This is a genomic window from Niallia sp. FSL W8-0635 (assembly GCF_038007965.1).
Lineage (GTDB): Bacteria > Bacillota > Bacilli > Bacillales > Cytobacillaceae > Niallia.
Map to the genome: position 1 here is coordinate 1 of NZ_JBBOYD010000002.1, position 13932 is coordinate 13932.

Annotated in this window: 14 protein-coding genes; 1 reads left to right on the forward strand and 13 read right to left on the reverse strand. The window is 31.8% G+C overall.

Annotated features, from left to right (window positions below; all coding sequences use genetic code 11):
* Positions 1-49: 49 nt before the first annotated feature.
* The 13 genes from NYE52_RS22275 to NYE52_RS22335 all read right to left on the reverse strand — a co-directional run bounded on the left by NYE52_RS22275 (position 50) and on the right by NYE52_RS22335 (position 11898).
* Positions 50-334: a hypothetical protein gene (locus NYE52_RS22275; protein ID WP_016204921.1), complete on the reverse strand. Its 285-nt coding sequence runs from the start codon at positions 332-334 to the stop codon at positions 50-52.
* A gap of 768 nt (positions 335-1102) precedes the next feature.
* The gene (locus NYE52_RS22280) at positions 1103-1435 is read right to left on the reverse strand and encodes a hypothetical protein (RefSeq protein ID WP_016204923.1); all 333 of its coding nucleotides are present in this window, start codon (positions 1433-1435) and stop codon (positions 1103-1105) included.
* 394 nt (positions 1436-1829) lie between these two features.
* Positions 1830-3296 (reverse strand): hypothetical protein, encoded by a 1467-nt coding sequence (locus NYE52_RS22285; protein ID WP_109769258.1) that lies wholly within the window; start codon positions 3294-3296, stop codon positions 1830-1832.
* Between the two features lie 72 nt (positions 3297-3368).
* A complete protein-coding gene (locus NYE52_RS22290) occupies positions 3369-3980 on the reverse strand; it encodes a hypothetical protein (protein ID WP_047945082.1) in 612 nt (203 codons plus the stop codon).
* A 59-nt stretch (positions 3981-4039) separates the two neighbouring features.
* The gene (locus NYE52_RS22295; RefSeq protein ID WP_047945083.1) at positions 4040-4861 is read right to left on the reverse strand and encodes an alpha/beta fold hydrolase; all 822 of its coding nucleotides are present in this window, start codon (positions 4859-4861) and stop codon (positions 4040-4042) included.
* 410 nt (positions 4862-5271) lie between these two features.
* Positions 5272-6915 carry an FAD-dependent oxidoreductase gene (locus NYE52_RS22300; protein ID WP_016204927.1) on the reverse strand — a complete coding sequence of 548 codons (1644 nt, stop codon included), beginning with the start codon at positions 6913-6915 and terminating at the stop codon, positions 5272-5274.
* Between the two features lie 60 nt (positions 6916-6975).
* Positions 6976-8274 carry an arsenic transporter gene (locus NYE52_RS22305; RefSeq protein WP_016204928.1) on the reverse strand — a complete coding sequence of 433 codons (1299 nt, stop codon included), beginning with the start codon at positions 8272-8274 and terminating at the stop codon, positions 6976-6978.
* Positions 8275-8289: 15 nt separating this feature from the next.
* On the reverse strand, positions 8290-8619 hold the full coding sequence (locus NYE52_RS22310) for an ArsR/SmtB family transcription factor (RefSeq protein WP_016204929.1): 330 nt from the start codon (positions 8617-8619) through the stop codon (positions 8290-8292).
* Positions 8620-8786: 167 nt separating this feature from the next.
* Positions 8787-9125: an ArsR/SmtB family transcription factor gene (locus NYE52_RS22315; protein WP_016204930.1), complete on the reverse strand. Its 339-nt coding sequence runs from the start codon at positions 9123-9125 to the stop codon at positions 8787-8789.
* A 113-nt stretch (positions 9126-9238) separates the two neighbouring features.
* Positions 9239-9448, reverse strand: a complete 210-nt coding sequence (locus NYE52_RS22320; RefSeq protein WP_016204931.1) for a hypothetical protein — start codon at positions 9446-9448, stop codon at positions 9239-9241.
* A 22-nt stretch (positions 9449-9470) separates the two neighbouring features.
* Complete coding sequence (locus tag NYE52_RS22325; protein ID WP_109769256.1) at positions 9471-10841, reverse strand: NAD(P)-binding domain-containing protein; 1371 nt, start codon at positions 10839-10841, stop codon at positions 9471-9473.
* 1 nt (position 10842) lies between these two features.
* Positions 10843-11370 (reverse strand): arsinothricin resistance N-acetyltransferase ArsN1 family A, encoded by a 528-nt coding sequence (locus NYE52_RS22330; RefSeq protein WP_016204933.1) that lies wholly within the window; start codon positions 11368-11370, stop codon positions 10843-10845.
* Between the two features lie 69 nt (positions 11371-11439).
* Positions 11440-11898 carry a MarR family winged helix-turn-helix transcriptional regulator gene (locus NYE52_RS22335; protein WP_016204934.1) on the reverse strand — a complete coding sequence of 153 codons (459 nt, stop codon included), beginning with the start codon at positions 11896-11898 and terminating at the stop codon, positions 11440-11442.
* A 273-nt stretch (positions 11899-12171) separates the two neighbouring features.
* Between NYE52_RS22335 and rnjA the strand changes: the two genes are divergently transcribed.
* A complete protein-coding gene (gene rnjA / locus NYE52_RS22340; protein WP_047945031.1) occupies positions 12172-13842 on the forward strand; it encodes a ribonuclease J1 in 1671 nt (556 codons plus the stop codon).
* Positions 13843-13932 lie beyond the last annotated feature (90 nt).

Below are 13932 nucleotides of genomic sequence, written 5' to 3' on the forward strand. Positions count from 1 at the left end.
AAAGAGTGGGAATCTTTCTAACACAGTCCAGTTAAACGGATCTTTTATTCTAAAAGAACTCTAAACCTATCATTAAATGATAGAGTGGACTAAAGAGATCTGATTCAACAAGTTCTTTCATATGGTCAAAATGAATTTGTAATTCTTCCATTTCGCTGAGAAGAATTTCGTTATTTGAACTTCCTTCTAAGATGACCTTAATATAAAGAACATCTGAAGATAATTCATCAAGAATTTGCTTATCATACAACTTTTTTAAAAGTTGATCTTCCTTTCTTCTGTTTACCTCATTTAAGAAATTTTCTAATTGGTTAATTACTTCTTTTTTCTTCATTTTATTATCTCCTTTCACTTTGAACTTTCTAAGTAAATAGATTACTTCGTTCGTGACTTTATTATAGTTAACTGTCCTTTATATATAACCGGAAAATGTTCGAGTAATTTCAGCCCTATAATTAGATACTTGCAATCTTAACTTCTATTAGGACAAACGGTTAATATTAAACATCTAAAGAGTTATAGGGAAAAAGTGAAGAGAGTGTACCAAAAATTAAACTTTTTTTGAATAAATTGTGAACTAGTAGGATTATATACTTATGAAATAGAAAGATTAATATGAAAGGAGGGATATAATTGAACGACTATGATTTGTTACTCCATCTAAAAAACCAATATGATGCAACCAATACTTCCACCGACCTCAAAAACCTCATCGATACCTTCTTAGAATATTTTCCAATCGAATAACATATAATAGTTCATCTATTTGTTTTGAATTAACATTAATATGCAGCTTTACTAAAAAAAGAGGAAGACAAAGATGTAGGATTGTTACTTGAAGAAAGAAAAAGATTATTAATTAAAGAACCTTGTTCAACAATAGAAAACACAAGGAATAAAAAGGAATTTCAATTTCTTATTAATAAGTTTTTATCTAAGAAATTATCTTTGGTTGTTATGATAGTTCTACACTTAATAAATAATGTACTTTATTTATTAAGTGTAGAAAATAAAATACATTTTCTAAATATTAAAAATCTCTCGGTTGAATAATGTACCTATCAAGCCGAGAGATTTTTGAATGCCATTTTAATTGTTACATTTAACTAATTTTGATATCTGAAAGTGAATCAACTATGTCTTCATGAAGAATATTGACCTTGAAGTATTCTCTTAATTTACATAAGAATACGTTTAAATTATATTTATATCTTATTTGTATTTTGGTAATACCCGATTCAGGTAAATATTCATGTCCTTTATAACTTCCACCTACTATAAAGAGAGTGATTGTATCACCTTTATAGTCTTGTCCGTTAAAACTAGGTAAGATGGTTAGCGTTTTATTTCCTATATAAGCGGCTGCAACATCTATTGCTGCTTCCGTTGGAGTTACTTTCACTTTAGTATTATTAAAAATGCTATATACTGGCATATTAAGGTCCACCTTTTAAATTTTTTAGATTATAACTTCTTTATACTTATACTAAATTCCATCAATATGTTATTTTTCATAATCTTTCGGAATGCAATCTTGCTAAAGCGCCTATTTTTTTATTGTTTTCTTCATAATTATCAGGAACGGTCATTTTAATAGATAAATACTAATTATTTTTTCATATTTAATCGGAAAAAATATTTTGTTTTCTATTAGAAATAATATATTAGCTACAGAACTACAAAGAATATAAAGGTGGCTATGCAGGAGGAAGAGCAACTTTTGGGGCAAAAATAATTCAAAAAAGCTACACAAATGATAAAATAATCAAAATGTGTAACTTTAAATTTGGGTGTAAATTTTAGGATTTTAATTAACTCTCTATATAATACTAATCAACCCAATTTATTGATTTCAAGTCTTGCTCTAGCCATTTATAAATAATGTCAGTTATTGGTGTATCCTCGAATATATCTAATACTTGACCAGTACGAGTCACACTTAACCACATACAATCATCTCGACGATATTCTTTAATTTTTTTACCAATTTCATAGATAATATTATCATCAAGATGAAAATCATCTGAATCTTCTTTTGTAAATTGGATATCTAAAATAAAATCTTTATAATCTGATGGCAAAGGTTCTAAGTGCCAATTTAATCCCGGACCCGCAGAGAATCCATCTGTTTCTTTAGGTGCTTGTAAATCTCCTTTTAGAGTAAAAGGATAAAGTACAAACTTCCTTAACCTATTTTTTAATAATGGGAAGAATGTTTCAACAATCTCTTTATATCCAATAATCACTTCTTTATAAATTTTTACAGTTCTTATATATAGCTGTTCATCGGAGTAGGCACTCCATACCCAATTGTCTTTAGGATTTTCAATATCCTCCCCAGGTATCGGACATTCTACAACATTAATACCTTTAATCTCTAAATTTGCAATGTAATCCTTATACAATGACATTGGAACTCGTTTTTTATTTACATTTATATCTGAAATATTCTGATATTCTTTTTCAATTCTAGATTTTATTTCATTTATACTGATACTTTTGGTGTATAAAGAGCCTTTCCTGACTATTTTTAAGGAAGTGCTCCACATTAATTCTTTATAAATTATCTCTGTACAGATGGGCAATGCCTTATTTTTAATTATTTTTGTTAATTTACCCCTTAATTCCTCGAATGTCCATCTCCAATACCAACTTGATCTATCACCTGGTCTAGCTCCTTTATAACTTAGCCAGTCATATTCAATCTTATTTCCATCTAGGATATTGATTTCAGGCAGTTTTTTTCTTCCCCTATACCAAGATATATATAACCATTCGTCATCTTTCATTATTCCAATAGGTAGGATAGTTCGATTCATATCCACTGGTGCAATAATATCAGCTAAGATGCCTAAAGATTTTATCCAAGAACTCATGGTCATTCTAATTTTTTCTCCACATTCTTGTGTTGATAAAGAGGTTATATCATTATGAATTCCCCATTTTTTTATACTTTCCTCTATTAGTACTGAAGCAAAACCTGGTACCTTTTCTACAATTTCGCGAAGAATATTGTCAATAGTATCCTCCTTAAATATGGTAATTAGAATAATAAGAGGATATTTCCAGTAATCTAAAGTACCCTTTTCAATTATGTGATTAATATTTATCATATTTTCGGATAACGACTTAGCAGCAAACCATTGATTCAATATCGGAAGAACAAATGATATGTAACCATTTTCTTCAATAATCAAACCACTGTTTAAGAGACTCCTAACTTCGACAATGTCACCTATTTCAGTCTTTTTAACAGGAACATTTCCACTGCTAGTACTTATCATAGCTAAATTCATTAGTAACTGATTTGTATTTGATTCATTTATTTCTACATTTTTAAAGGCGTTTTCTATTAAGTATGCTAGTAGTTAGCCACTGGTATTTGGGATTATATTATTTGTTTTTCTTAAATATAATCCAAGTAAAATCGCGAAAAGAGGACGTTGAATTACTACTTCTATGTCTTTAGGTAGATTGTAAAAATGATAAAGTTTTTGCTGATTATTGATAAAATTTACTATCTCTAATGCTTCATCTTCATTCAAACCTTTCATTCTTATCTTTTCAGAGATATTAGCAAAAATACTTAATGGTCTGCTTGTAAGGATTATGCAGAGATTATCCCATCTTTCAATAGCAATACGCATATTTTCTAATATATTTGATGCGATTGATACTGATACTTCATCCATTCCATCTACTATAATCCAGTATCTTTTTGATTTATCAAGAACTATTTTTTCTAGATACTTTTGAACGTCAATGTCTAATTGTGCTGCATTTATACTTATCGGAATAGGAAAATCAAATTCATTCTCTGCTCTTAATAACAAATCTAAATAAATCTTATCAATAGCAAAAGATTTACCTAGTCCAAACTCACCTTCTATTACTACTAATCGTTTTTCGTCAGTTGGCTTTAAATATTCAAAATTATAGTGTTTATTCTCTAAAAAATATAAAGCTTGTTCTTTATCCAAACCATTTGCCTTAAGTCGTGAAATAGATTTTGCTAAAGTTAGCTTTCTTTGCTCATCTATTATTTTTTTTTTAATACAATATCTCTTTCAAAAATCTCATTTACTGCTTCACTAACATGTCTGTAACTTATAGAACTATGATTTTCTACTTTTAAGATCCCACTATGATCTCCTGGAAGAGGAATTCCTCCTGTCCATTTCGATCTGACAATATGTGGAATGGCGCTGTTTTCTGGCACAATAGTATCCTCTGTTCCAAAGAAAAATTTAAAATCTAAATTAATTGTTTCTAAATGCTTTTGCCATAATCTTATCGTTTCATCTAAAAAACTGCTATTAGGCTCTAAAGATGGAATTTGAGCATGCTTGTTTATACTCTTTATTAATTGATTATATAAAGCAAATGAAGAACCATTATATGGTGTAGCTAAACTAATCATACCTTTTACATTATGAGTTTGATTATGTTCAAGTTCCTCGAGAATATATCTTATAGCTACTAATCCACCCATACTATGACCGATTAATAATACATTTTTATATTGCTTAATTTTTTTCGAGTCAATTTCTCTTTTTAATTCCCTAGCCAAAGTTTCAATAGTAGTAAAAGGACCTTTTCCAACAGAAAAACTTTTAAATTTACCTAGTTTAAGTTTTTTAATTCCCATTAGAGCCAATAATCCGTTTGCTAAATGGAATGTATCATAAGTTATTTCCGCTACATCTACATTTTTAAATGTATCATCAGTTAAAAATAGATCTATCCATGAAATACCATCCTGTTTCCATGTATTATCAGATGCACCAAGTCCATGTATCAGTACGATTAAATTATCATTTTTTATATCATTTTTTTTATGTAACAATAAATTTAACGCCAATTCAAATCCCTCATTTATCCATATATAACAAAATGTTAACACTCATAGTCAATTATACCAAGATATGCTTCATCATTCATTACAATAAGCGAAATACATTGAAACTTCGCTATCTTTCAAAATTACTAACTTTCACCATCTCTTTATCTTTTGAAACAAGATTGTAAGTTTGATTAGAGTTCATTATATCAATTTCTATCTGGAACGAAAAAATCATAATAATCACCTTGTATAATTATTCTGCTCCCATAGCGACATAAGGAAGAGAAGTTCCAATAATTCAAGGGAAGCACTCATTTGTTTAAGTACATTTTTTTACAAGCTCTTCTTCTTAACTTAGTATTGGATATATAACACTTTTGCAAAAAAAGACCCCAAGTACTCTACACCCGAGGTCTAAATGTTAATTATTATTTGTTCTTCATATAATTTTGGTAATTCTTATTTCCACCAGAAAGATTATATATATCATTAAACCCTAAGTTACGCAAAACATTTTGTGCAGCATTCCCAGTGACTCCACCATTACAGTAAGTTACGGTTGGTAAGTTACGATCAAGCTCTCTACTTTTCACACGTAATTCACCTAGTGGTATATTTATTGCACTCTCCACTTTTGATACATTATGTTGTTTTGGTGCTCTGGTATCAATTACTTGAAGAGCTTCTCCTTTTTCTATTCTCTCCGTTAGTTCCTTTGGTGTAATTAGCTTATTTTTCTTTTCAATAGCATTTTGCAGAGCCATTCCAGTGTACATTACTGGATCTTTTGTTGTACTGAATGGAGGTGCATAGGCAAGATCTAGATGGAATAAATCTTCTGCTTTTGCTTTAAACGTCATTGCTGTTACAAATACATCAATCCGTTTATCTACACCTTCTTCTCCAACTATTTGTACACCTAATATTCTGCCAGTTTCTCTATCAGCAATTGCTTTAATAACTAATTCTTTTCCTCCGAGGTACTCTGCTCTAGCCGGTTTAATATTATGAAGTATTTCGATATCATAGCCTTCTTCTAATGCTTCTACTTCATTCATACCTGTTTGACCAACAGCCAAATCAAATACTCTTAAGATACCAGTACCTAAAATACCTCGGTGTTCTAAAGAACCTCCCGTTATTACATCTCCAGCTATTCTTCCCATTTTATTAGCTGTACTTCCTAATGGACGATAGATAGGTTTTCCTGTAATAACGGAGTAGCTTTCAGCAACATCACCAACAGCATAAACATCAGGAAGGTTAGTCTGCATTTTGGAGTTAACTGCAATAGCTCCAGTACTACCAATTTCAACACCGATTTCCTTAGCCAATTGTGTATTTGGACGAACACCCGTAGCTAATATAACAATATCCGTTTCAATAGCTTTTCCTGATTTAGTTTGTACTTCCTTCTTGCTTATCGCAGTTACCTCATCATTTAAGATGAGATTGACTCCTTTTTTAACTAAGTGTTCTTCCACTCGTGAAGCGATATCTTTATCCATATGTGCCATTACATGATTACTACGTTGTACGATTGTTACCTCTAAACCTCTATGAGTAAGCTGTTCTGCCATTTCTAATCCAATATAGCCAGCTCCTATGATGGTTGCTTTCTTTGGTTGGTTTGCTTTCATATATTGATCAATAGCTGCTGTATTTTGTATCGTACGAACTTGGAAAACATGCTCTCCATCTACTCCATCAATATCAGGTTTAATTGGAGAAGCCCCTGTTGCAAAAACCAATACATCATAAGAGTCTTCTTTTATTTCATTTGTATCTAAGTTCTTCACTTGAACTTTCTTCTGCTCGGCATCAATTGTAGTTACTTCATGACGAGTAAAAATATCTACGTTATATCGCTTTTTAAACCAAGCAGCACTTCTTGGAGTTAATGTTTCCAGATTTTCTACTTCTCCACCTAGAAAATAAGGAATACCGCATATGGAATAAGAAATGTCATAGTCTGCATTATATAGAGTGATTTCCGCATTTTCATCGTTCCTACGTGCCTTTGCTGCTACAGATGTTCCTGCTGCTACAGATCCTATAATTAGTACTTTCATATTTATATCCTCCAAAATTAGTATCAATATTACTCTGTATAATTAACAATTCCCGTTCATTTATGAAAGAATGGAAAGCCACAGATATAAGCCGATTAGAGTTATCAAAAGGGTTGGAATAGTTAAGACAATACCTGTTTTAAAATAAGTTCCCCATGATATTTTTACACCTTTTTGAGATAAAACATGGAGCCATAACAACGTTGCTAATGAACCAATTGGTGTAATCTTAGGACCTAAATCAGATCCAATAACATTGGCATAAATTAACCCTTCTTTTATTACTCCTGTAGCATTTGTATCTGCAATTGCTAATGCATCAATAAGTACAGTTGGCATATTATTCATTATGGACGATATGATTGCTGCAATGAATCCCATTCCCATGGTTGCAACAAACAATCCTTGGTCTGCAGCTGCTTGAATAACACTAGATAGCAGGTCTGTTAAACCTACATTACGCAATCCATAAATTACGACATACATTCCAATAGAGAAGAATACAATTGCCCACGGAGCACCCTTTACTACTTTCTTAATAGATACAGCAGCGCTTCTTCTTGCAAATACAAGGAAAATAATCGCAATTACACCTGCTATGATTGAGACTGGAATAGACAGGAATTCACTCACGAAATAGCCAATAAGTAAAACAGCTAAAATCATCCAAGATAAACGAAACATCTTTAAATCTTTTATTGCTTCTTGTGGTACTTTTAATTGATTTAAATCATAAACCTTTGGAATTCTTTTACGGAAATATAAGTACAACACCAGGATACTTGCTATTAAAGAAAAAATATTTGGCACAATCATTCTGGATGCATATTCTACAAATCCGATATCAAAGAAATCAGCAGAAACAATGTTGACCAAATTACTAACAACTAAAGGTAATGATGTAGTGTCTGCTATAAAACCACTTGCAATGATAAACGGAAAAACCATTTTCTCGTCTAACTTTAAAGCTCTAACCATCGCTAAAACGATTGGTGTTAAAATTAGTGCTGCCCCATCGTTTGCAAAAAACGCTGCAACAATAGCACCTAAAATAGCAACGTAAACAAACATCTTGAGTCCATTACCACCAGCAACTCTTGCCATATGTAAAGCTGCCCATTCAAAAAATCCTATTTCATCTAAGATTAAAGAAATAATAATGATTGCGACAAATGCAAGTGTTGCATTCCAAACAATTCCAGTTACGTCAATGACATCATTGAAATCAACTACACCAACAAGAAGAGCTAATATTGCCCCGCCACATGCTGACCAACCAATCGAAAGATTTTTCGGTTGCCAGATAACTAATGTCAGTGTTACTAAAAAGATAATTATTGCTAATATAGTTTGTAACAAAGCTGTTAACCTCCATTAATTACATATAATTCTTAAACCCTTTTCCTCTAGCCATAGTAATTTTTCTCTCTGACTTGGAACATGTTTTAATAACTCTTTAACTAATACGTAGTATTCACTTGTTGTGTTTAAAGAATAAACCACCCACTGACCTTTTCTTTGTTCTTTAACAATTCCAAGATCTCGCATCTTCCGTAAATGCTGGCTAATAGAAGGTTGTGACATATTAAAAAGTTCAACAAATTCACAGACACAACACTCCTGTTCATCCAACATGCTTACCATAGATAATCTTGTTTTATCTCCTAAAAGCTTTAATACATTTGCAGTATCCTTTATATCCATTACAGTTGCCAGATTTATTTACCTCCCTTAGTATCTTCAAAAAAAAATGGTACTCATGTAACCAATCAAAGATATTAATGAAGAACTCATTTGCGTATATAATTATATGCTTATATGTTAATTATAAAAAAAGTTAATGTCAACCACATTAACCCTTATTATTTTATTTATTCACAAGAAATACGCATTCCGTTTTCCTCAAGCCAAATAAATTTTTCATTTTGATTTGGAATGTAATTTAAAATGTTTTTAATCATAGGGAAATATTGATTTCCTTGCTCTAGAGAATAGATAACCCATTTGCCTTTTCTTTGCTCTTTAACCAGACCAGCATCTTTTAATTTTCTCAAATGTTGACTTATAGCTGGCTGTGACATTTGAAACACATCCACAAATTCACATACACAGCAGTCATTTATCATTAGCATTCCCATTATGGATAACCTTGTCTTATCACCTAGTAGTTTCAAAATATTCGCAATAGTATCTATTTGTTCAATAGTCATGTATAATCATCCGTTCCATTTGAATTACCTTTATACTAAATGGAGTAGTCATAGTATGCAAGAAAATAAGAGTTAGTTAAACTCTTATTTTCTCTTTTCAATAGTATATTTAATTAATGAGCTATTTCCTTCTCTAATTCGCAATAAGCTCGAATGAAATTACTATAGGATATAGATCCAAGTGTATTTTCTTTATTGCTAAATAATCTTGCAAAAGCCTTCTCTCTTGCTAATTCAATGGAAACTTCCAAACTATTCATGATTAATTTCAAGTAAGCTTTAAAATAATCTTTACTTAGATTGCCACCTTTATTTATAACCATATATAACCCTCACTCTTAATTATTAGGAGCAACACGAATTCGTCTCACAACTATTATTAGGTGTAATATTAGAGAAACTCACGCTACAAACCCCTGTCTCAGGTAAATCTAGCTCTACTTTTTCAGAAGATTCTATATCTCCTGCCATAAATGCTGCTATTGAACGTACCTGTTCATATCCTGTAGCCATTAAGAAGGTTGGAGCTCGACCATAGCTTTTAGATCCAACAATATATAGATTCTTCTCAGGCTGCCTCAATTCTTTTTCACCATGTGGACGAACTGTTCCACAGCTATGCAAATTAGGATCAATTAAAGGAGAAATTGCCTCTACACTTTCAGTAGCAAAATCAACTTTTGTACGTAATTCATTTAAAAAAGAGTAACTAGGTCGATTTCCTGTATTGACAATAACTTCATCAATCGATTCAATTTCCAGCTTTACACCGTTCACTTCTCCTATAATATTTAGCGTTGAGGTATTATTCCTTTTTATCAACTGATCTACTCTAAAGGAAGTGTGTACTTGAACGATCCCTTTATCCACCAATCCATGAATCCTGCTGCCTAATAATCCTCTTGCTTCTAAGGCATCCTTTTCCTCTCCACCATATGCATCCTCTACCCGTTCTTTGCGGATAATCCATATAATTTCTGTTTTAGGGTTCTTTTCCTTTAAAATCCCTAATTCTAATAAAGCATTAATGGCAGAGTGACCGCTTCCTATAACTGCTACTTTCTTATTTTTGTAGCGGTTTATACTTTCTCCCAAGATATCAGGTAACCCATAAAAAATGTTGTCCTTCAGGGATTTTTCTGATTCTAACCAAACTCCATTGGAGTTAGCTGGATTAGGATTTCCCCATGTACCAGTAGCATCAATGACAGCTCTTGACTCAAGAACTTGAATAGTCCCTTTATACTCTGTATAAATAACAAATGGGACATTCTCTCTGTTAGCTGTCTTCATTTTATCGGTATTTTTTTTGGCTATAGAAATGACTTTTGTATTTAAAGCTATTACTTCTTGTAATTCTGGAATCTTTGATAAAGGGATTAAATAATTTTCCACGAGTTCTTTACCAGTAGGTATTTCCTCAAGATTCGGTTGTTCCCATCCATCTCTCTCTAATAAAGTAGATGCTGCTTTATCGATGTTGTATTTCCATTGTGAGAATAGTTTTATATGCTTCCAAGTAAGGATGTTTGCTCCCACTTCTGTTCCAGCTTCTAGAACAATCACTTTTTGCTTATATTGAATCAAATGAGCTGCAGCAGCTAAACCTACAGGACCTGCCCCAATAATAGCAATAGGTAGTTCTTTACTGATAGTTGTATTTTCTTGAGTTTCATCCGATGGCTGACAGCAAGATGATAAGATAAAATCAGACATATTAATTACTCTCCTTTGTATTTAACAAATAGTAATCTTGATCAAAAAGCAACTTTTCCATTATCATTACATCTACAAATTTGCCTCTTAATCTTCCTTGATTTTTAAATAATCCAACCTCCCTATAGTTTAGTTTTCGGTATAAACCTTGGCCTAAAGTATTTATAGGAAATGTAGAGAGCACTAGTTTGTAGAAATCCTGTGATTTTGCTTCTTCTTCTAAGACATGTAATAGTTGCTGTCCTAGTCCTTGGCCCCTAAATCCCCTATGTATATATATGGATATTTCTCCTACGCAATCATAAGCAGCCCTACTATTGTATGGGTTAATCGAAGCCCACCCCATAATTTCTCCTTGTTCATTGGTTGCTACGAAAGCACAATATCTTCCATTATGAAGATTAAAACAATTGTAAATATAGTTTTCGTCTTTAGATTCTTCTTCAAAGCTGGCTATTCCATCTTCAATTCCTTGATTATAAATCTCTAATATAGCCGATAAATCCCTTTTCTCTACTTTCCTAATCATTTTTCCATCCCCTTAATTGACTTTTTCATTAATTGACTTTATCAACTATATTGTTTAATGAAGGCCACCTTATTTGGTGGCACAACTACCTAACCCATTATTTTTGTTCATTGCAACCAATAGCAAACTTAGACTTTCTAAAACCTGTTGATGCTTATCTTCCTGTATGTGCTCGAAAATATTACCGAGATACTCCATCATTTGATTGGAAATTTCATCTGCTTTCGATTCCCCTTCATCTGTAAGTGACAAAAGGACATATCTTCTATCATTAGGGTCTGGAACTCTTGAGATGAAGTGAAGCTCAACCAATTTATTAACCTGACGACTTAAAAGTCCTGTATCCATGATTAACTTTTCTGCCAATGTCTGTAGAGATATATTCGGACTCTTACTTAACTCATAGACAATGTGACTTTGCGATACTGTAATTCCACAACAGTCAGAACCATCTTTCTGAAGAAGTCCAAAGTCCCTTACCAACTGTTGTAACAACTCACGTATTTGAATTTTATCCTGGGTTTTCATATATTATCGCCTCTACACTAAATGATAACGTCATTAATTGATATTGTCAAATGTTAAACTTCCTAATTCTTATGAGACATAAGAAACAGTTTCAAAAAGGTTCCTTTTTAGGTCTACAAATGATAGACTATGCTTAATAATGGTATGAAAGATGAAGATAAAATATTTATATCAAAAGTAATTCTTCGAAATTTAGAAAAATCATTAATAAAATCTAGATATATATCGATATTAATTTCTCTTATCGAATTTTAATTTAGAAGGAGTTAGAATATGAATAGTTTACAATATAGCAGCAAAACAAAAATATTTGCTTTAGGTGGTCTAGGAGAAATCGGAAAAAACATGTATGTAATCGAGTACAATGATGAAATTATAATTGTAGATGCTGGATTTAAATTTCCTGAATCCGAATTATTAGGTATAGACTATGTTATACCTGATTATACGTACTTGGAGAAAAACAAAGACAAAATTAAAGGTTTATTTATTACACATGGACACGAAGATCATATAGGTGGAGTTCCTTTTTTATTTAAGCGTATAAAAGTACCTATTTATGCAGGGGCTCTAGCAACAGCATTAATTCAGAGTAAGTTAGAGGAACATAAAACAGGTTATGTAGAAATGATACATATTTCAGATGATATTGATGTTCAATTTGACAATATAAAAGTAAGATTTTTCCGAACAACACATAGCATTCCAGATTCTTTCGGCGTAGTAATCACCACACCTGATGGAAATATTGTGCATACAGGTGATTTTAAATTTGATTTTACACCAATGGGGATAGAAGCCAACCTTCACAAAATAGCAGAAATTGGTCGAGAAGGAGTTTTATGTTTATTATCTGATAGTACAAATAGTGAAGTACCCGGTTTTTCAATGTCTGAAAAAAAAGTTGGAGAATCGATTAAAGAGATATTCGAAGCAACACAATCTCGTATTTTATTTGCGACATTTGCATCAAACATTCATAGAATACAACAAGTAGTTGAAGCTTCTATTCGTTATAAGCGGAAAATCGCTATCGTTGGAAGAAGTATGGAAAAAACAATTCAGATAGGAAAAAACCTAGGTTATATACAGGCTCCTGAAGATATATTTGTTGAAATCAGTCAAATTAATTATCTTCCAACTCATGAAGTAACTATTATATGTACAGGAAGTCAAGGAGAACCTATGGCTGCATTGTCGAGAATAGCAAATGGTAATCATCGACAAATTCATATTGTCAAAGGTGACACAGTTGTTTTTTCTTCCTCTCCTATTCCTGGGAATATTATAAGTGTTAATCGGACAATTAATCAATTATTCCGAGTAGGTGCAAATGTTATACACCATAAAATTAGTGATATTCATACATCTGGTCATGGTACCCAAGAAGAACAAAAATTAATGATATCACTAATAAAGCCCAAATACTTCATGCCCATTCATGGAGAATACCGAATGTTAAAAAAACACGTAGAATTAGCTGTTGATTGGGGTGTTTCACTAGAAAATTGCTTTGTTATGGATAATGGTCAAGTACTAGAAATCTCTGAAGATGAAGCACGAATTAACAGTAAAACAATACCTTCCCAAGGTGTCTATGTTGATGGAAGCGGTATAGGTGATATAGGAAATATTGTATTACGTGATCGCAAAATTTTATCCGAAGAAGGAATTATCATCATAAGTCTAAGTATGGATAGTAAAAAAAAGCAGTTAGTATCTCCACCTGCAATAGTTACAAGAGGATTCGTTTATATGCGTGGGTCTGAAGAACTTATGAGAACAATAGAAAAAGTGGTAAATGAATGTGTATCCACACTACTCAAACAAGATATATTAAATTGGGGGAAAATTAAACAAGAGATTGTGGAAGTTCTTAGTCCATTCTTATATGCTGAAACTGGACGTCGACCAATGTTACTACCCATTATTATAGAAGTGTAAGAATACAATATTTTCTTTTATAAAAATTGTCACAGAAACTAACAAAGGGTTTCTTTTTTCAACTACTTTAAGAAACCTTTTTATATAAAG

What these genes read in the sequence shown, in the direction of transcription:
- NYE52_RS22280 (WP_016204923.1), bottom strand. Translation starts at nt 1,435, where the DNA reads ATGCCAGTATATAGCATTTTTAATAATACTAAAGTGAAAGTAACTCCA.
- NYE52_RS22285 (WP_109769258.1), bottom strand. Translation starts at nt 3,296, where the DNA reads ATGAATTTAGCTATGATAAGTACTAGCAGTGGAAATGTTCCTGTTAAA.
- NYE52_RS22315 (WP_016204930.1), bottom strand. Translation starts at nt 9,125, where the DNA reads ATGACTATTGAACAAATAGATACTATTGCGAATATTTTGAAACTACTA.
- NYE52_RS22325 (WP_109769256.1), bottom strand. Translation starts at nt 10,841, where the DNA reads ATGTCTGATTTTATCTTATCATCTTGCTGTCAGCCATCGGATGAAACT.
- NYE52_RS22310 (WP_016204929.1), bottom strand. Translation starts at nt 8,619, where the DNA reads ATGGATATAAAGGATACTGCAAATGTATTAAAGCTTTTAGGAGATAAA.
- NYE52_RS22300 (WP_016204927.1), bottom strand. Translation starts at nt 6,915, where the DNA reads ATGAAAGTACTAATTATAGGATCTGTAGCAGCAGGAACATCTGTAGCA.
- NYE52_RS22320 (WP_016204931.1), bottom strand. Translation starts at nt 9,448, where the DNA reads ATGGTTATAAATAAAGGTGGCAATCTAAGTAAAGATTATTTTAAAGCT.
- NYE52_RS22330 (WP_016204933.1), bottom strand. Translation starts at nt 11,370, where the DNA reads ATGATTAGGAAAGTAGAGAAAAGGGATTTATCGGCTATATTAGAGATT.
- rnjA (WP_047945031.1), top strand. Translation starts at nt 12,172, where the DNA reads ATGAATAGTTTACAATATAGCAGCAAAACAAAAATATTTGCTTTAGGT.
- NYE52_RS22275 (WP_016204921.1), bottom strand. Translation starts at nt 334, where the DNA reads ATGAAGAAAAAAGAAGTAATTAACCAATTAGAAAATTTCTTAAATGAG.
- NYE52_RS22335 (WP_016204934.1), bottom strand. Translation starts at nt 11,898, where the DNA reads ATGAAAACCCAGGATAAAATTCAAATACGTGAGTTGTTACAACAGTTG.